Origin of the sequence: Haliscomenobacter sp. (genome assembly GCF_033763495.1) — a bacterium.
Classification (GTDB): domain Bacteria; phylum Bacteroidota; class Bacteroidia; order Chitinophagales; family Saprospiraceae; genus Haliscomenobacter.
Genome location: NZ_JANRKL010000198.1, coordinates 1 through 22,479, shown reverse-complemented (window position 1 = coordinate 22,479; position 22,479 = coordinate 1). Strand labels below are relative to the sequence as shown.

The following is a 22,479-nucleotide window of genomic DNA, read 5'->3' as shown; positions in this document are numbered from 1 at the left end:
AAAGCTTTCACTTTATTTTCTTCCGGCATCAATTCAAGGGCAATTAACAATCGTTCATTCTGTGCGTTAGTACCCCAAAGTACGAGCTTGGTCTTCATAAACTGGTGACAAATTTGCTGATTATCAATCGATTCCGAATCGGGTCGAAATTTTCATGATATACATTGTTCGTAAAAAACGGGTGATGGATTCCGTTTATTAAATCAAAAATAGCATTTTTTTTAGTATTCACTAGTAGAGACGCGATTAATCGCGTCTCTACAGTTATATTAAGCAGAAACTACAGATTGCCCAATCAAATTGTGGGCAGCCAGGTATTCTGCTATTTGTACGGCGTTGGTAGCTGCACCTTTGCGCAGGTTATCGGCTACAATCCATAGGTTTAAGCCATTCGCAATGGATTCATCGCGGCGGATGCGGCCTACAAATACCTCGTCACGGTCTTTGGCCAACATGGGCATGGGATATTCGTTTTTGGCCGGATTGTCCTGCACGATCACTCCGGGGGTCTCGCTGAGGATCTTTTTGATGTCGGCTACTTCAAAGGGCTGATTGAACTCAAGGTTGACCGACTCGCTGTGGCCACCCAATACGGGCACCCGCACCGTGGTAGAAGTAATGGCGATGCTTTGGTCACCCAAAATTTTTCGGGTTTCGTTCACCAGTTTCATTTCTTCCTTGGTGTAATCGTTGTCCAGGAATGAATCGCAGTGGGGAATACAATTTTCAAAGATTTGGTAGAAATAAGCCATTTCATCAGCCTCGAATCCTTTGCGCTCCATTTGGTATTGCTTCACCGCTTTCATACCAGTACCCGTAATGGACTGATAGGTAGAAACCACAATCCGCTTGATGCCGTACTTTTTATGCAGGGGCGCCAAAGTCAATACCATTTGAATGGTTGAACAATTGGGGTTGGCAATGATCTTATCCTCTGGAGTTAAGGTATCGGCATTGATCTCGGGGACAATCAATTTTTTGGATGGATCCATCCGCCAGGCCGAAGAGTTGTCGATAACTGTGGTACCAACGGCCGCAAATTTCGGTGCCCATTCCAGGGATGTACCTCCTCCGGCTGAAAAAATGGCGATATCGGGACGAATGGCCACCGCTTCCTCCATACCAATAACGGTGTATTTGCTGCCGTTGTAGACGACTTCTTTGCCTACCGAACGTTCTGAAGCAACTGGGATGAATTCTGTGATTGGAAATTGATGTTCTTCCAATACTTTGATCATCACACCACCAACCATACCGGTTACACCGACTACTGCTACTCTCATGTTCACAAATGTTTAGAAATTGAGGAAAAAAAATGTGCAGGCTAGGGCGGCTAAATAGTGGGGCAAATATAAGTGCATTGTATCTTTATTGCTACCTTTGAACACATGAAAGCCACAATATTTTTTCCTATTCTGTGCTGTTTTGCCAGTTTTTTACACGCGCAGCTGAGTATAGACTTCTCCAACGGCAATTTTCAGGGTTGGAGTGGAGATTCCAGCAAGTTTGCAGTGGTAAATGGCGCTTTGCAGTTGAATGACAATAATCCTACTGCATCCAATCAAAGCTATTTGTCGCTGCCTGCAGCAACAACTTCTGACGTTGCTACCAGTTGGGAATTTTTTACCAGTCTGACCTTTTCTCCTTCCACCACCAATTTTCCGAGGATTTATCTATCCGCCAGCCAAAGCAATTTGAGTCAGACGCTCAATGGGTATTTTATCCAGGTTGGCGGAATCAATGGGGATTTGGACGCACTGCAACTGTGCAGACAGGATGGCAACAACATCACCGTGTTGTTGAATGGGCGGGCCGGCGGAGCAGGAACGGCCACAGTGAATGTGCGGGTGAGGGTCAAAAGAAGCAGTACCGGGTTGTGGACCCTGGAGGCGGATTATAATGGTGGGCGAAGTTTTGAATCGGAGGGCAGCACCCAGGACCAAACTTATTCCTCTGGCGCTTATTTCGGCTGGATTTGTCGGTATACGGCTACCCGCAACAAGTCCTTTTCCCTGGATGATGTTTTAATTGACCCCTTGTTTAGTGATCGTACGGCTCCGGTTTTGCTGGAGGTTGAAGCCCAAAATGAGCAAGGCATTACGCTCCGTTTCAACGAAGCGGTAGATGCCAGTACTGCCACTGAGCTCAACCACTACGACCTCAACCCTGCGGCGGGAAGCATCAGCAGTGCTCAGCGCGATGCGGCCAATCCGAACAATATTGTTTTGAGTCTGAGCGGAAAAATGCAAAACCTGACCGAATATACCTGTACGGTTACAGGCATTCGGGATGCTGTTGGCAATGTTGCCGGAGTTCAGTCGGCCAAATTTACCTATTTGGAAATTGGCAAAGCTGCCGAGGGAGATATTCTGATCAGTGAAATTATGGCTGACCCTACCCCTGCATTGGGGAGGTTGCCCGCGGTGGAATACCTCGAATTGTGGAACAAAAGCAATAAAGTCATTGCCCTGGACGAATTGCAAGTTTCGAACGGAGGTACTCCGGTGCGCATAGGAACAGGCCTATTTTTACCCAATACTTTTTTGATCCTTTGTGCTCCGGAGAACGTGACCGGATTTCAGCCCTTTGGCCCGGTGCAAGGGGTCAGTGGTTTCCCTGCGCTGACCAATGCTGGTGATGATGTAAGTGTAAGAACGACCACTGGGCTCGTTGCCAATCTGGTCAATTATGACGACGATTGGTACCGCGATGAGGACAAAGCCCAAGGTGGCTGGGCTCTTGAGTTAATCAGTGCAAGTGCTCCTGCGGACTGCCCCGGCAACTGGCGCGCCAGTGTTGACCCTACTGGCGGAACCCCAGGAAGGATCAACTCCATCAACAATCAAATCAGCGACCGCAGTGGCCCTCGGCTAATTACGGCAGTTGCCACAAGTGCCCAGGAGTTGTTGTTGACTTTTGATGAGCCACTAGACCCCGAGACCGCCGAAGACCTGAAATATTACGCACTTACCGATGGGATCAGTCCTTTGGATGCTGTTTTGCAAAGCAATAAAACAACCTTGCGTTTGGTCTTGAATGCGCCCTTACAAAACGCCAAGGCGTATACTTTGACCCTGGCAGCAGGAATTCGGGACTGTTTGGGCAATGCACAAAGCAGTTCCCAGCAGTTGTTAACCGGGGTACCTCAGGTGCCGATAGCTGGTGATTTGATTGTAAACGAAATCCTTTTTAATCCAGCTACTGGCGGTTCTGATTTTGTGGAATTGTACAATAAATCCCAAAAATTGATCAGTCTGAGAGGCATGAGTTTGATCAATCGCCAAAAAACTTCGGGCAGCATCCAAAGTAGCATCACCACTGATTACCTCCTTGCTCCGGGTCGTTACGTGGCGGTGGCGGGCTCAAAAAACGATATTCAACAGCGATATGTTGTCAAGGATTCTTCGGCCATATTCAGCAATGCTTTGCCTAGTTTGGATGATGATGCCGGAAACATTACCCTGCGCTTCAACAACCTTACACTGGATTCATTCAACTACAACAATAAACTGCACAGTCCTTTGTTGGATGACGAGGAGGGCATCTCTTTGGAAAGATTGAACTTTGATTTGCCCACCAATACTGCGGGCAACTGGCATTCGGCGGCCATCGCCGCAGGTGGGGCTACGCCAGGCTATACCAATTCACAGGTTTTTCGCCCTGACCCAACCAATGGCGCTGAAACTGTTTTCCGCCTGGAGGAAGCCAAATTTTCGCCGGATGGGGATGGTTTCCAGGATGTACTCCTGCTGCCTTACCAAACCAATTCGCCAGGTTATCTGGCCAACATCATTGTATTTGATGTGAATGGCCGACAAGTCAAACGCCTGGCACGCAATGAATCCCTGGCCGCGGAGGGCATTCTCAAATGGGATGGTACAACGGATGAACTGCTCAAGGCAAGGGTAGGGGTGTATGTGATCTGGGTTGAGTTGTTTGAGCCGGGAGGGAAGAAGGTGTTGCAGAAGTTGAGTTGTGTGTTGGCGGGGAGGTTGTGAGGTGCCAATTTAAAAACTGCCAGTCATGAGCTTAGGGTATACCCTTAGCCCCCTCTTAGGGTTTCCCCTGAGTTTTTCCAAAATTAAAATTCCTGTATCATTTTCCGTTCAAAACCATCGTTAGACAAGCACATATGAAGTTTGTTACCCGAGAATTTTGATCTTCTATCTCCCCAAAAAACCAAATGAAACGTGTTTTAGCAATGGAATGGGGTTAGGCTGAATGGTGCCTGACCCTTTTTTTATTGTGCCTGTGGCCTGCCGCTTTATTCCCAGGAAATGAATCGCCAGCCTGTTTTACTGTATTGCCGCATTGCAAGTACGGTCAGTAGGACACAAATGGGAATGAGTCCCCATATCACCCAGCTGAAACCCGCAATCAAATAATGGAAAAATCCAAAAAATCCAGCCAGGATCATGGTCAGGAAGGTAAAACCCATGTTTCCGCCCCGACTGGCCTCGTCCCAGGATTTGGTGAAAGGAAGTACATAATGCGTCAGAATGGCAACTCCAGTAACCGAGGCCAGGATGCCAAAAAAGGCCAGTAAGGCGTCGTCCAGTGTATGCCAGCCAAAAAAAAGGCCTGAGCCCAGGGTAATCAGACTGTATACCGGGAGGTAAAACTTGACGATGATTGCCTTGAAAGAGCCCGTAAGCACCAAACCTGGCTGTGGTATGGGGACGGTTCGGTAAAACCAGCTCGATTTGTATTTTTCGGAAAACTGCAACATACTCAACCCGGAAATCAGGATAATCATCGAAAAATAAAACCCAAAAAGGTACATGCTCCCCTGTTGCATCTCCTCGAGCGCATTGTCTGAATTACGAGTTGCCGGAAAAACAAAAATGAGCAAAAAATAAACGGGCAACATGATGAGATTTGGGTAAAATTTGAGTTTAAAATCCCGGCTACGGCTCGTCAATTTCCAGGTGAGTTCGTACATGGCGCGCTCGTGTTTGTTGGCACAAAACCATTGTGCAGAGCTTTGGGCCCAACTGAACCGCGCTTGTTGATGTTGTTCGGCCCGGAGTTGGGGAGAACTTTCACGGCTACTGCCTCCTTCACCAATTGAAAACATCTTTTGGCTGAAATTGCGACTCAACACCGTACCTACCAAATATATGGCCACAAAAGGGGTAATCAAACCAAGCAAAGCCAACACATAAATCATGGGTTGCGCTGGTTGGTAAAACAACAGGTCCCAAATGCTGGCCAACCACATTGAAGGCAAGGGCCAGAGGTAAATTTTGTTGAAAAAATTATTGCCTCCCACCACCTGAAAATCAATCATGCGGGGCAAAATCTGGTACCCGAGGAAAACTACGGAGTAAAATACAATCTGAAAGTAGTTGATGATTTCCTTGAACTTGCGTGGAGACAATAAATTCAGCATGACCAGGTAGAGCAAATTGACAAAAAAAATGGTCATCAACACACTCATCAAAATCAGAAAAGCCAGTAGCAACACCACCAAAGGGCCAAACTTAATCCCCACTGCAATCAAACCCGGGATGCTAAACGGAATCACCAGCTTGGTCAGGTAAAAAAAGACGTGTAAAATGCGGGAAACAGCCAGGGTTTTGCCCTCCACTGGACGCGGCAACAAAATGTAATTGTCGCGCACATCAATAAGTACATCGGTGAAGTCACTGATCAAAGTAAGCGCCAGGATAGCCATCCAAAAACTCAGGTAAATGAACAAACCACTGGAACTGTGTTCAAAGAATACAAAGATAAAAGCGCCCCCCAGGCCCATGAATGCCATCATTACCATAACCAGGATATCCTGCCCTTTTACTTCTTTTTTTTGAGCGGAGCGCTGGTAGTTGAACGCCGTTTTGCGCCGCCCATCCATTTTTAGTTTGACCTCCAAAATGGTGTGCAGGTGATCTGGATTGATGTTGATGCGCCGCCAAAAGCCGTCGAAGAGGCGGAGCAGCCGCAGCAGAATTTTATTCATGGGAATTTAGGGGTTAAAAGTTTGGGTAAAACCTTCGGCCAATTGGTCAAAATTGGTCTGACCAGTCAATTGGGAAAAGAGTTTTTCCAGGGTATCTCCTTCGTTGCGTTTGAGGTCCTGGAAATTGCCATCCGCCACTACTTTCCCCTCGGCAATCAGGATAATGCGGTCCGAAATTTTTTCAACGGTATCCATATTGTGCGAGCAATAGATGACCGTTTTGCCTTGTTCGACCAGGCGCAAAATGATTTCTTTGACCAAAATTACCGCGTTGGCATCCAGCCCACTCAGGGGCTCATCCATAAAAATGATCTCCGGATTGTGCAACAAACCTGAAACCAGGAGTACTTTTTGGCGCATCCCCTTAGAAAAAGTGTCCATGCGCTCGTGCAACTGATCTTTTAGCCCCAGGAAATCGAGCATCCGGCCAGCCCGTTCTTCAATTTGGGCATCTTCCATATCATGCAATCGCCCTACCATGAGCAAAAATTCCATTGGCGTGAGCACATCGTACAAGTCGGCCAATTCGGGGATATAGCCAATGATCCGTTTGACAGCCAGAGGGTCCTCTTTTACATCGATGCCCTTGATTTTTACATCCCCTTTGAAGTTGTTGTCCAAGCCAGCCAGAATGCGCACCGTGGTAGATTTGCCTGCTCCATTGGGGCCGATATAACCAATCACCTGACCTGCCTGGATGTGGAGACTAATATCGTGGAGTACCTGTTTTTTGCCAAAAAATTTGCTCAGGTTGTCAATTTGAATGATGGGTTCCATTTTCCTATTGTTGTAAGACCAAAGCTAAAAAAAAACAAAGAGATCGCAGAAATATTTTGTTGAATAGGTAGAATGGATAGACTAAACCTTAGTAGAGGGGCAAAATGAACATTTTTTTTATCGCTCCTTACCAAAATAAGACTCAATGGCCTCATGGCGGTGTGTAAAAATTTCGTCTACCATATTGTTGACCATCAACAAGTCGGCAATAGTGCCAATAGGACCGTAGGGCACTTTATAGTGGAGTATATCGTGCATCAAGGTCCCTCCGTCTAGAGGGGTAAAATGGTGCTGGTGGTGCCAAAAAGCATACGGTCCCTCCTGCTGCACATCAATGAAGTAATGCATGGGGTCAATGTGGGTAATTTCGGTTGTCCATTTCATTCGGATTCCTAATAAAGGGCTGATGTAATAGGGAATAAGCATACCTGGATACATTTTTTTGCCACTTAGGTCGGTCAACATGGTAATGCCCACTTTGGCAGGGGTTAGTTTCTTGAGGTTTTCAGGCCTGGAGAAAAAATCCCAAATGGCTTCCACAGGCTGGGGAATGAATTGTTGCCATTCCTTTCTTTTGATCTGCATAATTTTTTACAGGTAAACTCGTTATTGATCTGTTTGTTCACAAGAAAATGAAGCTTGAATCTATTAGCTGAAAAAAAATATGAAATTTCTGTGACAAAAATGCACTAGACTACGGGTTTAACCCCTATCTTTGTGCAACAACAAATGCAAAAGTCCGTGTGAGGACGGTATTTTTGATCCCAAAACATTTTCCCATGACAACCGATTACAAAAAATTGACATCTTTCTCCATTGCGTTCTATCCATACTTTCCTGACTTTAACATGCCCATAGGTCAAAATGTAGTGTAGTCACAGGTGACCATCTTGCCCGATGCTCGTCTAATTCATCGTGTCTACCTTAAAAGTTTTGTCCACATGTGCAATGGTTCAATAATCAGGATCACTTGGTTGTTTTGTGGTGCATTCATAATTGCCCTGCAAAGTAACTTTCTCTACAGCCAACAAGACTTGCAAGCAAGCCTTAATGCTGTGGTAGAAAAAAAATCATCCAGTCCACAACAGGTCATCAGCCAATTGTCTCATCAAGCAAGTACTGATTATGTGTCAGTAGTTTGTACGGGGGAATTGGATCTGCGTGCTATTCCATCGCCGCTTGCCCTAAAGGCGATTTCGGAAACTACGGCACTGGTGGTACAGGATAAACGCTACGACCTCGGTTGTAATGCCAATGATTTTGTAGGTTATTTTGATCCATCGCGTTGGATGGATGCAAGTATAAAAAGTGCCGGTGGGGTAGATGTCACCGGAGCTCCCGGTCAATTATTGGTTGAAGGGACCAATAATTATCCGGTTGTTGTGGCTGACCGCCGGGCTCCGCGCTTCACAGTAAAGATGCCCAGCAGCGGGTACGTCTCTTTCAACTGGAACGACTTAGGGGGCTCCCTTTCCAACCCCACCGCACTTGCTGTTTTTGTCAATGCCCGAGCAATTGCAGCTGAGACTGGTAAAGTATCCGTTTTTATGCGTGCTGGCGATGAACTGCATTTTCAAATCAATGCTTCCGCGAGTAAGTCAGTTGTTGTACGAGAGTTTTCATTCCTTTCCGACCTGGCCTATCTGATTACCCGCGAATGGGTCAACGAAGACCAGCAGGTAGTAGCCAGCCAATACATTTCTGTAGAAAAACCCAATCTAGGTGATATCCGTTTTCCTCGCAATACTCAGGTAGGTAAAAGCGTTCAACCGGAATATACAGGCTACCCTGTTCTGGATGCCGATGGCAATGCCAAAACTATTGAAGACCAGATGGTTCTGGCTGGAACTTTCAATGGAATGCAGGTTACTTTTGAGGACAAGATCGATGCCGAACAGCACCGGATTCTGAGAACCTGGACGATTAACGACACCTGTGGTGTCAATGTAATCAGCCATGTACAGGAATTGCGGATCGCGCCAACTACAACTAACCCCGGTAAGTCAACTGAAGACAACAAAGTCAAACATAACTCCATGCCGAGTCAATCGGAGCCTGGAGGGTCTTATTCCAGTAGTTTTTTGGTTTTCAACTAGTTTCGCTTAACAAATCATGATTTCTGCTCGAAGACGCCGGTTAGAACCCAGTTTTGGGACACTAATCAGCGTTTCGGACAGGGATTAGCAAAAAACTAAGTATGACGCAAAAAATTAAAAACCCAAATTGGGAAGGTAATTTTTCAGCGTGACTAAGCACCAGCAAGAATTTTTTTTGTGAAGGGTTTCTTAACGAGGATTTTCAGCGGGAGGTTTTTCACCTCCCGTTTTTTTTTGTTTTACCTTCATTTTTTTCCTACCTATAGAATTGTATTTTTGCCCCCTACCAATTCCTCAATCATGTCGATCGTAACAGAATTCAACGACTACCGCGCCAAAATGAATGAAGAGATTTTGGCTCAAGATAATTTGGTGCTCAAGCGCTTCTTTAACCTTGATAGCAATGCCTATCAGGACGGTGCTTTGGACAAAAAAACCAAAGAACTACTGGGCCTTATTGCATCAATGGTGCTTCGCTGCGATGATTGTATTCGTTACCACCTGGGCAAGTGTTTTGACCTGGGGGTTTCGCGCGAGGAGGTCTTTGAAGTTTTTGCCATCGCCAATTTGGTTGGTGGTTCTATTTGTATACCGCATACTCGGCGGGCGGTGGAGTATTGGAGCGCTTTGGAAAAGGGTGAAGAAGTTGAGGGAGGTTGAGAAGCTTGAGGCTGCCGCAGCGATCCGCACTTCGGCCACTTCGACTTCGCTCAGTGACCAGCTCAGTGACCGGATCGCTGCGGCAGCCTCAACCTCTCTCAACCTTCTCAACCTTCTCAACCTTTTCTTATGAATACCTATTTAGATCAACTCAATCCCGTTCAACGCCAAGCTGTAGAAAATACCGATGGCCCGGTACTGGTTGTGGCCGGCCCTGGCTCAGGCAAAACCCGTGTGTTGACTTTTCGTATAGCCCACCTCATTGAAAAGGGGGTGGCCCCCTGGGAGATTTTGTCGCTTACGTTTACCAACAAGGCGGCGAAAGAAATGCAGGAGCGGATTGAAAAAGTGGTTGGGGAAAAGGCACGTAATGTTTGGTCGGGCACTTTTCACTCCATTTTTGCCCGGATTTTGAGGGTAGAGGCCGATAAAATCGGGTATTCTTCCAATTTCACCATTTACGATACCGAGGATACCAAAAGTGTACTGGGAGCCATCATCAAGGAGATGAACTTGGACAAAAACGTGTACAACGTCAATACCATCCGCAGCCGGATTTCTTCGGCCAAAAGTAGCCTGATCACCCCTCGCCTGTATGCCGAAAATGAGGAGTTAAAAATGCAGGATCGGCAGGCCAAAATGCCTTACATCAGCGAAATTTACCTCAAATACGGCGAACGTTGTAAAAGAGCCGGGGCAATGGATTTTGATGACCTCCTGTATCGCCTTTACGAGCTTTGGCAAAAAAGCCCGGAGGTGCTGGAAAAATACCGCAAACGGTTTAAGTACTTGCTTGTCGATGAGTTTCAGGATACCAATACCCTGCAATACGGGATCATCCGGAAGTTAGTGCATTTTGAAGGGAGCCCGCGCAACATCTGCGTGGTGGGCGACGATGCGCAGAGCATTTATGCCTTTCGGGGGGCAACCATTCAAAACATTCTCGATTTTGAAAAAGACTTCAACCCCTACGGGATCAAGGTTTTTAAACTAGAAGAAAATTACCGCTCTACCGAGCACATTGTGCAAGCTGCCAACGAGGTAATCCGCTTCAACAAACGCCAGATCCAGAAAAAAATCTGGTCGAGTAAAGGAACCGGGCAAAAGATCAAGGTTATCAAAACCATGAGCGATGCTGAAGAAGGCAAGCGGGTAGGGGATACGATTGTAGAGCAGCGCAACCGCTTTCACTTGAGCAACTCGGACATTGCAGTGTTGTACCGAACCAATGCCCAAAGCCGGGTCATGGAAGAATACCTGCGCCGTTACAACATCCCATACCGGGTATTCGGTGGCCTGTCCTTTTACCAGCGCAAGGAAGTCAAGGACCTGATTGCTTACCTGCGCCTGGCCATCAATCCGCGGGATGAAGAAGCCTTGCGCCGGGTAATCAACTTCCCCAAACGCGGCATTGGTGACAGTACGGTGGACAAGGTGAGTGAAATGGCAGGCCAACAAAACTTGACCATGTGGGAGGTGCTCCTGCACGTTGATGCAGCTACTCGTACCCAAAAATCAATCCAGGAGTTCATCAAAATTGTACAGGATAGTGGGCAAAAGGCAGAAACCCTTAATGCCTATGAAGCGGCCATGTACATTGCCAAACAATCCAAACTGATTGAAGAATACAACCAGGATAAAACGGTAGAAGGCCTGGGACGCCTGGAAAACCTCAACGCCCTGCTCGACGGTATCAAATCCTTTGTGGAAGATGATGAATTTGAAACGGCTGGCGAGCAACAAAACAAGTCCCTCGGCGCTTACCTGCAAAATATTGCCCTGCTGACAGACATGGACGATGAGTCCAAACAGACCGGGGATTATGTTACCTTGATGTCGGTGCACTCCGCCAAGGGGCTGGAGTTCAAGTCGGTATTTGTGGTAGGTCTGGAAGAAAAACTCTTCCCCTCTTTCATGTCAATGGATACGCCGGATGGCCTGGATGAAGAACGCCGCCTGTTTTATGTGGCGATTACCCGAGCCGAACAATTTCTGACGCTCACCTTTGCGATGAGCCGCTACAAATTCGGCCAAATGCAGTACAACGAGATGAGCCGCTTCATTGAGGAAATTCCCCGAGATCACCTGGAAAGCACTTCAGCGCTCCGTAGTGGATTTTCTTCGGATTACGAGCCTACACCCAGCAAACCTGCGGGCACCTCCGGGGTAAGTGGGGCCTTCAAACCGCGCCCATCCGTTAATGCTGCTCCAAAAATTGATCCAGCCTTGTTCAAACCCAGCCCCAGCGAACAAATCAAAGTGGGCAACAAGGTGCTTCACCTCAAATTCGGCGAAGGCAAGGTGCTGAACATCGACGGGGGCAAGGACAACCGGATTGCGACCATCTTCTTTGAAGCTGCAGATGACGGACAGGAAAAACGGATCATGTTGAAATTTGCGAAATTGCAGATTGTGGAGTAGGGGGGTTAACACCTCTTCACATGGTACCCCTTATCCCCAAAAGGCTGCAACTCCTCGATAAACATCGCCTCCAATTTTTTGATTTCTTTGCGGTAATCCATTTGGACGGTCTCATCCTGCTGGATTTCGCTGAGGATTTCGTAGGCAAAATTCTCTTCCCCTAAGGCTTTCCAATCTTTTTGTAATTCAGCATTAGGATGAGAGCCCATATTCAATTGAAAGCGGAGTCGATTCCAAATGGCCACCAGGTCCAGACTACTTTCTACATATACCTTATTATTGGTCTTGTTGCGGATTTGAAAAACGCCAATTTTGGACTTGGTCTGCTTGTAATCGCTGATGATTTCTTTTCTGGTTTTCATGGTAGATGGGTTAAAGGTTGATGGAATCGGGTGGGAACAATTGCTCTGCCCAGTTTAGCTCCGCAGGTAGGCTCTGGTTTGAAAATTCGATGTGGATGACCCGCCGTTTTTTATGATTCGTCGTTCGGCTGGAGCTGTGCAAAATTAGTGGTTTCATTAGCATAACCCCTCCTGCTTTTACTGAACAAGAAGTTTCAGTTTCCACTGCCCAATCGATGGTTTCAGGGCGGTATATTTTTTTGAGGTGGGATTTGGGAACCACTCTTAGTGCTCCATTTTGCTCATCAGTATCGTCCAGATGGATTCTAATGGTGGTGATGTTTTCTAAAATGTAGATCGGTGGTTGAACGGCAAATTGGTTTTGCTTGCTAGTCCAGGGGCCAAACCCCTCCAATTCCAGTTTTTTGTCTACCGGAATGGTCAAATCCTGGTGATAGGGAACGTACCAGTTCGAACTTTCTGGTTTGTCAAAATAAATGCTTTTGACTACAAAAAAGCCATCGCCCAGCAGTTGATTAAGGAGTGATTTTAGATTTTCTGTGAAAATAAACTCGACGACCCCTGGGATTTCCTTCAAGAACTGCCTGATGGCAAAAACGTCCGCCGATTTTCGAAAGGTTTCTTTTGAGGTATCAGCCTGATTAATGATGCCTAATATTTTTTCTACTTCTGCTGGGGAATAGACGTTTTCGATGATGGTGAAGCCATTTTCAATTAGTTCATTTCTATGGAGAAGGATATTTTTCATAAAATACAATTAAAAAATGACTTAGCACGTGTTCCCTAGATCGTTTTTTCGACGGCCTTGATAATTGTTTCTTTAGCCTTTTCCCAATCATACGTCTCGTCAAAAACATCTAACTCCCCCTCTAGGTTAGCATCTTCAAACCAAGTTAAACTTTTAAAGACGTGAAACAGTGTAGAATGCTGGAACATATTCGCATACCAAGTCATCATATCCTTCAAGGAAAAACGCTGTAACAAAAAATATAGATCACAAAAATCCTTCTTTTTGCCACGTCCCATAATGGCATCTATTTTCATACATGCGATATCTCGGATGTCAGCCAAACGAATATCTTCCCACAGCAAAATATCATTTGCAAACGGATAGCGGAACCGGATAAAATCGACTTTTATTCCGTCAATCTCAACAATCAAGGTTTGTTTCTGCACATGCCTTACCTGAGGAGAATAACCATTATCTAGCAAATGCTGCAAAATTTCGTCAGCAGCGAAATCGCTCTGCGTAAACAGGTCCAAGTCTATGGATTTTCTATGCCCTATTTGTAGGGACAAAGCAGTTCCCCCGACTAAGTTAAAAGAATGGAGTGTATCATCGGCCATGAGCCGTTTCAATAACCCCAATGTGTTGGGTTCGACTGTTTGAGTATGTAGCATCGGAAATTTTCAATAGACTCATTAAAATAGGCAGCGCAGAAGGATAATGTCAATTTATCCAAGTAACGAATCTGCATGCTCTCCGTTTTGATTACATCTTTGCCATAAAAGCCTTTGAGCAAAAACCAGTCTGCTAAAGTTCCATGTGTTAATGTTCGCTCAATAATAAAGCGTTTATTTTTTTCAAAATCCAATTTTGTCCTGTCGATATCCCAGAACAAGGCTGGACTGAAATCTTCGATATGAATGACCTTGTCCATTTTATTTCAATTTATTCATCCAAATATAAGGGGCATTTCGGCCACATTTTCGCCTAAAACAAAAATATTTAGACAAGCTCTAACAATTGTGTATAAAAATCAAGCTCCCGGGAATTTTTTCCCAACTCCCACGGTTACCACCCCAAACAAAACTTAAACCGATGCAAACGCTGCACCCCTTAAATTTAAACAACACTACAAAACTGCCTCCTTTAAGCCCTTCACAAAACGAAGTTTATCTACGTTTACTCCAACAACTTCAACAACACCCACTTTGTGGTCTGGGGGTAACCCGTGGTCACGGCCGTACTTTTTTGCTCCGACGTCTGGCCCTGGAAACGGGCGGGCACTTCTTACGCCTGGCCGATTTTTTTGACGAAATCCAATCCTTCCACCCCCTGGCACTGGAAGAGGGTATTGCAGCTACCTTGCATAAAGCCTTGAAAGCCCATGATCTCGTCATTGTCGACGATTTTCATCAGGTTCACAATATGCTGGAAAGCTGTTACGGCAAAGCACGTCCGGGAGTCCTGATGACTGCGCTGGATGGAATCCTGCGTTGGCTGGAACAAAGTGGCAAACGTTTGGTTTTGAGTAGCGATCAGGGCTATTATCCCGAGCCGCTCCACAATTCCACCAAAAAAATCAATTTGCTGGAATTCAGTGCGGAAGATCAAGCCTTTTTGTTCAATACGCTGAGCAAGGGGCGCTTAAAAGACGTCGATTTTGAGCGTGTTTTTGTCTTTGCACCCCACTTGAACGCCACTCAAATGGCCTATGCCTGCCAGTTGATGCCCGAAGACGCACATTTTGACACGGCTGCCTTAATTCAATTCCTGGAAACCTACGCTCTACACAGCAACGTAGACACCAGCGAGGTTGACCCTATGGATTTTTCTGATCTCTACGGAGTGGAAGAAGTGGTTCGTCAATTGGAAATTGACATCATTGTGCCGATGGAACGCGATGACCTGGCGAAGGAACTGGGAATCCGTGCCAAGCGAGGAGTCTTGCTCTACGGCCCTCCTGGAACCGGAAAAACCTCGATTGGTCGGGCTCTGGCGCATCGCCTGCACAGCAAGTTCTTTCTATTGGACGGTACGGTGATCAGTGGCACCGATCAGTTTTACCACAAAGTGCATCAAATTTTTGAGGCGGCTAAGCACAATGCACCCAGCATCCTGTTCATCGACGACTGTGATGTGTTGTTTGAAAATCAGGATGAGTTTGGTTTGTACCGCTACTTGCTCACCATGCTGGATGGTTTGGAATCCCGATCCAACGCCCAAGTGACGGTGATGTTCACCGCCATGAACATCGGGAGTTTGCCACCTGCCTTGATCCGCAGTGGCCGGGTAGAGTTGTGGTTGGAGATGAAGTTGCCGAATGCGCCTGCCCGGGAAGCGATGCTGAAAGCTTTGATCGCTGATAGTGTATTGCAACTCAAAGCCAAAGAACTGAACCATCTGGCCGAATTGACCTACGATTGTTCGGGGGCGGATTTGAAGCGCATCGTAGCGGATGCCCGCAATTTGCACGGTTTCGATGTAGCCAAGGAACAAAAAGTACGCAGCCCTTTTGCTTATTTCAATCAAGCCATCGAGCAACTGCGCGAAAATCGGGAGCGCTTAGCGGCAGCACCAGCTTTTACTGCGGCACACAATCCGGCTGCGGCGTTGAATCCGGCGGTGATACTGGCACAAATGGCAGAGTAGATTTCGGATGTGGGATGTCGGATTTCGGTTGGTGCATTGCTTTGACAATTAACGGCAACCAAAAATTTAGTTTCAGGTATGAAAAACTAAAATTGGATTGACCATATACTTTTGAAGCAATGCACCAACCGAAATCCGAAATCCTGAAATCCGAAATCACCTCACTCGATACACCGGATACCGCATGTACTCCTTTTCCCAATACTTCGAGTTTTTATAAACAAAATCCAACTGCGCCGATGCGCTTTCCGCAAAGGTCTTATCACTCGCCTTTTTTTCTTCCAGTTTCTTTTTTAGTGCAGGGTCCTTTTGCAACAACTCTGCCGCCAGGTCTTCAAAAACATAAGCCGAATAGCCCCCTTTTTCCTGCAAAATGGTATCAAAGAAGTTCCAGCGGAAATACGAATCCACCCCTTGCGGCTCCAGTACTTCTACGATGAAACGATTGCGCCATTGATCAAGTGGGATGAAATAATCTCCCTTACGCAAGGCGATTTTGTGGCGTTCGGTATGCAAGTCCACGCTGGTATTTTGGTGATGCCCTTCATAGGGATTGGGCGCACTTTTGTAGGCATCAATGATGTAGACATCCAGCTCGATGGTGCTATCCTGAGTCAACTGCCGCATTTGTACCCCACTCACTTTGAGCCGCTCAATGACATTGTGCCAGCCCTGCGGAATGATGTAAGCACTGGGCTTGCTGGTTTTCAGGTCGACGTCGTAGTGGTCGTAAAAGGGGACAATTTTATTCAGTGGTTTGCTGCGGTTGTAGTACAATCGCTTGACGCCGCTCACTTCGCTGAGGGGATATTCGGGTTCGTAACCTTTGAATTCAATTTCTGAAAACTTCTCCCGGTTGAGTTTCCAGGTCAAAGGGAATTCACTTTGGGTTTTTACGGATTCTTTGGTGGCTTTACGCAAAGCCAGGAGTTGCGCTCGATGTTTCCCCAAAAACTTCAATACCCCATCCAACAGTGCATAAGTTGATTTCACCCGTTGGGCATAAGGCTTAAGCATATGGGTTTCGGTCATCATACCAATGGTGTGAAACAGTGCCGCGTAGCCTGTGGAATAGCGAGGCCAATCGGCAAATTGGCTAAAACCCTTGTCAGGCGTTTGCCCAAAAGCATTCACGTAAGGAGTCGCTTCGAAACCCGAGGCTTTCATGTGTTCATACAAAAAAGGCAGGTATGTCCCTTTGTGAAAAGGCCCCAGTACACCACCCAGTTTTTCCTCTTGGGCATAACAAAAGGTCATGGTGTATTGATAGTCGGCCCCATTGCTCACGTGGGTGTCGATGAAGAGATCGGGATCGAGTTCCTGGAAAATGGCTGCAAAACTATGGGCATTGCGGGTATCCGCTTTGATGAAGTCGCGATTGAGGTCGAAATTGCGGGCATTGCCTCGAAAGCCGTGTTCTTCAGGACCATTCTGGCTGACCCGACTGGTCGCACTGCGGTTGAGTGCCCCACCAATGTTGTAAAAGGGTATAATGGCCACCACCACACTATCCAGCATGGGGTAACGCTCGGGGTGAAGTGCCAAATCGCGCAAGAGCATCATTGAGGCATCCACCCCATCTGGTTCACCAGGATGGATGGCATTGTTGATGAAAAAAATCGCTTTGCCTTGGGCTTTGAGTTTGGCGATGTCAAATTTGCGATTTTTGGAATACAGCACCAAATGAAGAGGCTGCCCACTATCGGTCAGCCCTTTGGTTTGGATGTCAATTTCTTTAAAATCGGTGGCGATGCGCTGGTACCAGGCGATGCCTTCCTCATAGGTAGGGGTTTGGGTGCCATTGCTGCTTTCAAACCGAGTGGTGTATTGGCTCCATAAACCAAGCGGGAATAAGAGGCTCAGCATCAGGCCAAAGCCAGTTGATTTTTTCATAACGAATCAAGTTCTATTTGGTGGTGAAGAAAAGTACAAAAAACTTTTAGAACTTTGCTTCTTAGAGATGAAAGAGGAGAGATGAAAGATGAAAGTGGGTCACCCAAACTCTTCCATCTTATCTTTCATCTTTCATCTTTCATCTTTCTCAAGTATGCAACGTTCGCTTCGCAACATCTACCAATATTGCATCCAACACAGTACCGCTCCTTCTGAAGTGTTGCACGAGTTGGACCGCGAAACCCATCTCAAAACCCTGGCGCCACAAATGATGACCGGGCCTTTGCAGGGGCAGTTGTTGCGCTTTATCAGTTTGTGGGTCAAGCCGAAATTCGCCCTTGAAATTGGTACATTTACCGGATATGGATCGATTTGTATCGCCGAAGGTTTGCCTGAAGATGGCATACTGCACACAATCGAACCCAATCGGGAATTGGCCTATATCTTTCATCAATATGTTGCAAAAGCAGGATTGAGTGAGCGGATTCAGTTGCATACAGGCCGGGCCGAAGTCCTGATTCCCCATTTGGATTGCCGTTTTGATTTGGCGATGATAGATGGAGGCAAGCAAGATTACAGCCAACACTACGATTTGGTGATAGAAAAGATGAACCCGGGCGGAGTCATTTTGGTTGACAATGTTTTATGGGATGGCAAGGTCGCTTTGGAAAAAAAAGACAAAGACACTTTATTGATCCATCAATTCAATGAAAAAATTCAAGCGGATTCGAGGGTGGAAAACTTATTGCTGCCACTGCGGGATGGAGTAATGATCATAAGAGTGAAAGTATGAAAGCGCGATATAGGCAATTCTGCCAATCCGAACCCGGCTTGCCCATCTTTTTCCAGGACTGGTACCTCGATGCGGTATGCCAGGAAGGGGAATGGGGTGTAGCAATGGCAGAAGAAGCTGGCCAGGTCAAAGGCATTTGGACCTATTTTATAAAGCAAAAAATGGGCTTTACATATGTCACCATGCCAAATTTTGTTAAATTTATGGGCCCTTATCTTCCTGGCACACCAAGTATAACGGAACAACACCAAATCCTAGCAAAGCTTTTATCCCAAATCCCCCCAGTAGCCAGTGTAAAGCAAGATTTCCATTATAGCATTACCAATTGGTTGCCTTTGTATTGGCAAAATTTTCAGCAAAGTACCCGATATACTTACTTACTTGATATCGGCGATTTGCAAAAAGTGCTGGATGGAGTCAACCGCAACATCCGGCGCAACATTAAAAAAGCGAGCGAACTAATAAAAATAGAATACTGGGATGACCCAGAACGATTTTACGCAGTCAACAAAAAAAGCTTTGATCGGCAAAACATTCCGATTCCGTATACCTTGACACAATTTCTTCGCCATGATGCAGCCTTGAATGTACAGCAAAGACGCAAACTTTTTTTTGCAGTAGACCAACGAGGCCAACTACATAGTGCGTCTTATGTAATATGGGATGATCGGGTTGCTTATTACCATTTGGCGGGAGACGACCCACAATTTCGCCAACATGGTGCAGGTATCCTGCTTATCTGGGAAACCATTCAATTTCTTCACAATGAATTGGGTATCAGTACCCTGGATTTTGAAGGGAGCATGATGAAAAATGTGGAAGCCATCCGGCGGCAATTTGGAGCTATTCAGACCCCCTATTGTTCTGTTTCAAAGAATTTTTCCAAAACATTCAACTTTTTGGAAAAACTTCGTAACCTAAAAGGGTTATTTGTTTAATCTTAGCAAAAAAAAAGCCCTTAAAAGGAGGAACTGTGACATCTGTGATTGTATATTTGAGTTCTCAATTAGGGTTTAAATAAGCACAATCTAGGTTTTACTTTACCCTCCTTCATCTAGCAGTTTGAACTACTAACTACGAACAGTCGTAGGGCCTACGAATCCGTTCGTGAGCTGAAAAGCCCGGGGTCATAATTGGTTTTCCGCCATTCACCGAAAACGATTAATTATGATACCCATTAAGTACCTCTTTCCAGGCCACCTGCGGCCACTGAAAAACTTGATGCCTATTCTGTTTTTTTTAATGGGGATTCCTGCATTTGCACAGCAGACAAATCTAACCACTTGTACGACTAAGGTCGGAAAATTGGGAGATTTAAAAGTGTGTTTGAACAAGGATTCCGCAATAATTGAAGCAAAACAGACTGAAGCATCTGTAGTACCACAAGGTTTTGCTCGAACCTATCTCCTTTCCAAAGGAAGTGGACAGCGCGTGCTTGCAAAAAATTCAAGCCCATTGTTCAAAGTAAAAGCGGAAGGGCAGTATGGCATACACACCCTCGTGTATGACCCAACCAAGCTCAACCCAGATACCCTTTTTCCACCAAAAGACTACAAGGTACCGCAGTTGGCGCGTCGTTTTGCTACCAGCACTTCGCTCCTTTGCGTAGGAATTGACACCATTGGTGCTCAATTTGCCTTTAATGAATGTGACACCTGCGGCGTTGTGGCAGGATCACTACGGATCCTGGCCCAAAACTGCCTGGACAATGGAACTGCTCGTTTACAAGCGCTGAGTGTAACAGCGCCTTCTTTCCCTGTACCATCGAACTACAAAGTTATTTATGTACTGACGAGTGGAGCTGATCTGAGGTTGGAAGCACTGGCAGCAACTCCAGATTTCATTGTAGGTAAGGCGGGAATTTTTACAATTCACACTTTAGTTTATGACCCTGCCAAGCTCAATCTAGGCATATTTGACCCCGGAGAATACAAAGCGGCCGATATTTTGAAACTACTCGTACAAGGTGGTGGCAAAATATGTGGTGCTTTGGACGTTGTGGGGGCTAAGTTCAATGTAAGCATTTGCCCTTGTGCGGCCAATCCGGGTGCCTTGGTTGCCGCCAGCCAACCATGTATCAATAGTGGCTCGGTACAACTTACAGCCAATCGGGCAACCCCAACAGTGGTGCCTGACGGTCATATCGTACGTTATATACTTACCCGTGGTGAAGACCTCACCATCATGCAGATCAACACGAGTGCCCAGTTTACTGTTGCTCAAACCGGTCGTTACCGCATCCATACCCTGGTATACAATCCTGCCACCCTCGATCTGAGTGGGGTAATATTTGGAACTACCAAAGCTTCGGCTATCAATAGCAGGTTGGTGCAGGGTGGTGGCCTGATTTGTGCTGCGCTAGACTTGTTTGGTGCTACTTTCAATGTTACAGCTTGCCCATGTGAGCCAACTGCGGGTAAACTCAAACCTGAGGCCCAGGTTTGTTACGACAACATCACCCCTGCAAAATTGACTGCCCTAGTGGATGTAGCGGCAGTTGTTCCTGCTGGTTATCAGCGTCGGTATGTATTGACTTACGGTCCGAACTTGGTCATTGAGAACGTTAATTTAAACCCAACGTTCAACGTTACCAAAACGGGTACATTCCGCATCCATACCCTCATTTATAATCCAGCTGATCTGGATTTGAGCACAGTTATTTTTGGCTTGACCAAAGCTGCCGACATCAACAAGCTGTTGATTCAAGGTGGTGGCCAATTGTGTGGAGCCCTGGATTTGACGGGTGCTCAGTTTGATGTGACCGCTTGTGTTTGTACGGCTAAGGCTGGAACTTTGGTCGCTATTGATGTACCTTGTTTGAACGCAGGTTCAGCGCGTATTCGGGCCAATGTAAATGTGGCGTCGATTGTTCCTGCAGGTTACAACTTGCGTTACATCCTTACTCAAGGGGATGTGTTGGTAGTGCGTCAGGTGAAAGAGGTAGCTGACTTTACGGTTACAACTGCTGGTCGTTACCGCATCCACGCTTTTGTGTACAACCCAAGTACCTTTAACATCAACGATATTCAGGTTGGCGTTACGACTGCTCAAGGTATCCGCGACCGCCTCGTTGAAGGTGGAGGTGCCATTTGTGGTTCAATCCAATTGAGCGGCTTGATGTTTGATGTAGCTACTTGCTCACCAACCTGTGCAGCTGCTGCTGGTACTTTGAAAGTGTTGGATCAGGCTTGTTTGCCAGCAGGTGGTACAGCTCGCATTCGGGCAACTACCCTAACGGCACCATCAGTACCCGAAGGATTTTTGCTTCGCTATGTACTCACCAGCACCGACAACCTGGTTCTCCAAAACATCTCTTCCACTCCTGATTTCAATGTACCAACTACAGGTCGCTATCGGATTCATACTCTGGTGTACAATCCAGCTACCCTCAATTTGACGGGTGTGATTTTTGGAACCACCAGAGCTTCAGCCATTGTAAGTCAACTGATTCAAGGTGGCGGCCAAATTTGTGGTGCGTTGGATGGCACGGGTGCCATCTTTGATGTAGTCAATTGTACCAATTGCACAGCTTACTCCGGCACTTTAAAAACGGCCAATGGCCCATGTTTGGACAACTGGTGGGATGCTCGTCTGCGCGCTGCAACAGACATTGCTCCGGTAATTCCAACTGGCTATCAGTTGCGCTATTTGGTTACCTTCGGTGCCAATAAAGTAATCACTGATATTGGTGACAAGCCAGACTTTGTTGTACATACTACTGGTACCTGGCGCATCCACGCCCTGGTTTTCAATCCAAGCACTTTCAATTTGAGCCAGATTGTGCTCAACTCTACTACCATTGAAGAGTTGAAAGTACTGTTGGTACGAGGGATTGTACCAACCTGTGCCAGCCTGGATGAAAACGGAGCAGTATTCGTAGTGAAACCTTGCGAAGGCTGTGAGGTGGAAGCGGGTACCTTGAAAGCGAAAGCTCAGGTGTGTCTCACTCCTGCCAACGGAGCACGTTTGATTGGTGTAACCGATCGCGCTCCAGTGGTTCCTTCAGGTTATACTGTGAAGTACGTGTTGACGTATGGCGACAACATGACCATTTTGATGGTAGGCAATAGCCCCGACTTTACAGTGGGTAGCACTGGCAATTACCGAATCCACGCTTTGGTTTACAACCTTAATACCTGGAA

The 22,479-nt window shown here is 46.4% G+C and carries 17 protein-coding genes; 8 read left to right on the top strand and 9 right to left on the bottom strand.

All coding sequences use genetic code 11. The features are described 5' to 3' along the window. Positions 1–269 precede the first annotated feature (269 nt). Positions 270–1,283 (bottom strand): aspartate-semialdehyde dehydrogenase, encoded by a 1,014-nt coding sequence (locus SFV55_RS23025; protein ID WP_320031914.1) that lies wholly within the window; start codon positions 1,281–1,283, stop codon positions 270–272. Between the two features lie 105 nt (positions 1,284–1,388). Between SFV55_RS23025 and SFV55_RS23020 the strand changes: the two genes are divergently transcribed. After that, entirely contained in the window at positions 1,389–3,998 is a 2,610-nt protein-coding gene (locus SFV55_RS23020; RefSeq protein ID WP_320031913.1) for a lamin tail domain-containing protein, read from the top strand. Positions 3,999–4,264: 266 nt separating this feature from the next. Here SFV55_RS23020 and SFV55_RS23015 read toward each other — a convergent pair whose 3' ends face one another. The 3 genes from SFV55_RS23015 to SFV55_RS23005 form a co-directional block, all read right to left on the bottom strand. After that, positions 4,265–5,959 (bottom strand): hypothetical protein, encoded by a 1,695-nt coding sequence (locus tag SFV55_RS23015; RefSeq protein ID WP_320031912.1) that lies wholly within the window; start codon positions 5,957–5,959, stop codon positions 4,265–4,267. Positions 5,960–5,965: 6 nt separating this feature from the next. After that, on the bottom strand, positions 5,966–6,736 hold the full coding sequence (locus tag SFV55_RS23010) for an ABC transporter ATP-binding protein (RefSeq protein ID WP_320031911.1): 771 nt from the start codon (positions 6,734–6,736) through the stop codon (positions 5,966–5,968). Between the two features lie 117 nt (positions 6,737–6,853). Then, positions 6,854–7,321 (bottom strand): SRPBCC family protein, encoded by a 468-nt coding sequence (locus SFV55_RS23005; protein WP_320031910.1) that lies wholly within the window; start codon positions 7,319–7,321, stop codon positions 6,854–6,856. 449 nt (positions 7,322–7,770) lie between these two features. Between SFV55_RS23005 and SFV55_RS23000 the strand changes: the two genes are divergently transcribed. From SFV55_RS23000 to SFV55_RS22990, 3 genes are all read left to right on the top strand, one after another. After that, on the top strand, positions 7,771–8,832 hold the full coding sequence (locus tag SFV55_RS23000; protein ID WP_320031909.1) for a hypothetical protein: 1,062 nt from the start codon (positions 7,771–7,773) through the stop codon (positions 8,830–8,832). Between the two features lie 300 nt (positions 8,833–9,132). Continuing rightward, positions 9,133–9,492: a carboxymuconolactone decarboxylase family protein gene (locus SFV55_RS22995; protein WP_320031908.1), complete on the top strand. Its 360-nt coding sequence runs from the start codon at positions 9,133–9,135 to the stop codon at positions 9,490–9,492. Between the two features lie 129 nt (positions 9,493–9,621). Next, entirely contained in the window at positions 9,622–11,913 is a 2,292-nt protein-coding gene (locus SFV55_RS22990; RefSeq protein ID WP_320031907.1) for an ATP-dependent helicase, read from the top strand. A gap of 5 nt (positions 11,914–11,918) precedes the next feature. On the opposite strand, the gene SFV55_RS22985 is transcribed toward SFV55_RS22990, so the two are convergent. From SFV55_RS22985 to SFV55_RS22970, 4 genes are read right to left on the bottom strand one after another with little or no spacing between them, the layout of a single operon-like run. Further along, entirely contained in the window at positions 11,919–12,275 is a 357-nt protein-coding gene (locus SFV55_RS22985) for a GIY-YIG nuclease family protein (protein ID WP_320031906.1), read from the bottom strand. 10 nt (positions 12,276–12,285) lie between these two features. Then, on the bottom strand, positions 12,286–13,023 hold the full coding sequence (locus tag SFV55_RS22980; protein WP_320031905.1) for a phytanoyl-CoA dioxygenase family protein: 738 nt from the start codon (positions 13,021–13,023) through the stop codon (positions 12,286–12,288). Between the two features lie 35 nt (positions 13,024–13,058). After that, entirely contained in the window at positions 13,059–13,622 is a 564-nt protein-coding gene (locus tag SFV55_RS22975; protein ID WP_320031904.1) for a nucleotidyl transferase AbiEii/AbiGii toxin family protein, read from the bottom strand. Positions 13,623–13,630: 8 nt separating this feature from the next. After that, entirely contained in the window at positions 13,631–13,936 is a 306-nt protein-coding gene (locus SFV55_RS22970) for a DUF6922 domain-containing protein (protein WP_320031903.1), read from the bottom strand. Positions 13,937–14,097: 161 nt separating this feature from the next. Here SFV55_RS22970 and SFV55_RS22965 point away from each other — a divergent pair, with 161 nt between their 5' ends. Next, complete coding sequence (locus SFV55_RS22965; protein ID WP_320031902.1) at positions 14,098–15,651, top strand: AAA family ATPase; 1,554 nt, start codon at positions 14,098–14,100, stop codon at positions 15,649–15,651. 156 nt (positions 15,652–15,807) lie between these two features. Here the strand turns inward: SFV55_RS22965 and SFV55_RS22960 are convergent, their stop codons facing one another. Beyond that, complete coding sequence (locus tag SFV55_RS22960) at positions 15,808–17,544, bottom strand: M14 family metallopeptidase (RefSeq protein WP_320031901.1); 1,737 nt, start codon at positions 17,542–17,544, stop codon at positions 15,808–15,810. Positions 17,545–17,698: 154 nt separating this feature from the next. Between SFV55_RS22960 and SFV55_RS22955 the strand changes: the two genes are divergently transcribed. The 3 genes from SFV55_RS22955 to SFV55_RS22945 form a co-directional block, all read left to right on the top strand. After that, positions 17,699–18,337, top strand: coding sequence for an O-methyltransferase (locus SFV55_RS22955; RefSeq protein WP_320031900.1), 639 nt, complete (start codon positions 17,699–17,701; stop codon positions 18,335–18,337). Beyond that, a complete protein-coding gene (locus SFV55_RS22950) occupies positions 18,334–19,275 on the top strand; it encodes a GNAT family N-acetyltransferase (RefSeq protein WP_320031899.1) in 942 nt (313 codons plus the stop codon). The genes SFV55_RS22955 and SFV55_RS22950 overlap by 4 nt, the downstream gene beginning before the upstream one ends. A gap of 517 nt (positions 19,276–19,792) precedes the next feature. Continuing rightward, positions 19,793–22,479 (top strand): hypothetical protein (locus SFV55_RS22945; RefSeq protein WP_320031898.1); only part of this gene is annotated, 2,687 nt, incomplete at its 3' end.

Bases quoted from the DNA above. Each gene is read 5' to 3' on its own strand.
- SFV55_RS23025 (WP_320031914.1), bottom strand. From the start codon at position 1,283: ATGAGAGTAGCAGTAGTCGGTGTAACCGGTATGGTTGGTGGTGTGATG.
- SFV55_RS23020 (WP_320031913.1), top strand. From the start codon at position 1,389: ATGAAAGCCACAATATTTTTTCCTATTCTGTGCTGTTTTGCCAGTTTT.
- SFV55_RS23015 (WP_320031912.1), bottom strand. From the start codon at position 5,959: ATGAATAAAATTCTGCTGCGGCTGCTCCGCCTCTTCGACGGCTTTTGG.
- SFV55_RS23010 (WP_320031911.1), bottom strand. From the start codon at position 6,736: ATGGAACCCATCATTCAAATTGACAACCTGAGCAAATTTTTTGGCAAA.
- SFV55_RS23005 (WP_320031910.1), bottom strand. From the start codon at position 7,321: ATGCAGATCAAAAGAAAGGAATGGCAACAATTCATTCCCCAGCCTGTG.
- SFV55_RS22995 (WP_320031908.1), top strand. From the start codon at position 9,133: ATGTCGATCGTAACAGAATTCAACGACTACCGCGCCAAAATGAATGAA.
- SFV55_RS22990 (WP_320031907.1), top strand. From the start codon at position 9,622: ATGAATACCTATTTAGATCAACTCAATCCCGTTCAACGCCAAGCTGTA.
- SFV55_RS22985 (WP_320031906.1), bottom strand. From the start codon at position 12,275: ATGAAAACCAGAAAAGAAATCATCAGCGATTACAAGCAGACCAAGTCC.
- SFV55_RS22980 (WP_320031905.1), bottom strand. From the start codon at position 13,023: ATGAAAAATATCCTTCTCCATAGAAATGAACTAATTGAAAATGGCTTC.
- SFV55_RS22975 (WP_320031904.1), bottom strand. From the start codon at position 13,622: ATGGCCGATGATACACTCCATTCTTTTAACTTAGTCGGGGGAACTGCT.
- SFV55_RS22970 (WP_320031903.1), bottom strand. From the start codon at position 13,936: ATGGACAAGGTCATTCATATCGAAGATTTCAGTCCAGCCTTGTTCTGG.
- SFV55_RS22965 (WP_320031902.1), top strand. From the start codon at position 14,098: ATGCAAACGCTGCACCCCTTAAATTTAAACAACACTACAAAACTGCCT.
- SFV55_RS22960 (WP_320031901.1), bottom strand. From the start codon at position 17,544: ATGAAAAAATCAACTGGCTTTGGCCTGATGCTGAGCCTCTTATTCCCG.
- SFV55_RS22955 (WP_320031900.1), top strand. From the start codon at position 17,699: ATGCAACGTTCGCTTCGCAACATCTACCAATATTGCATCCAACACAGT.
- SFV55_RS22950 (WP_320031899.1), top strand. From the start codon at position 18,334: ATGAAAGCGCGATATAGGCAATTCTGCCAATCCGAACCCGGCTTGCCC.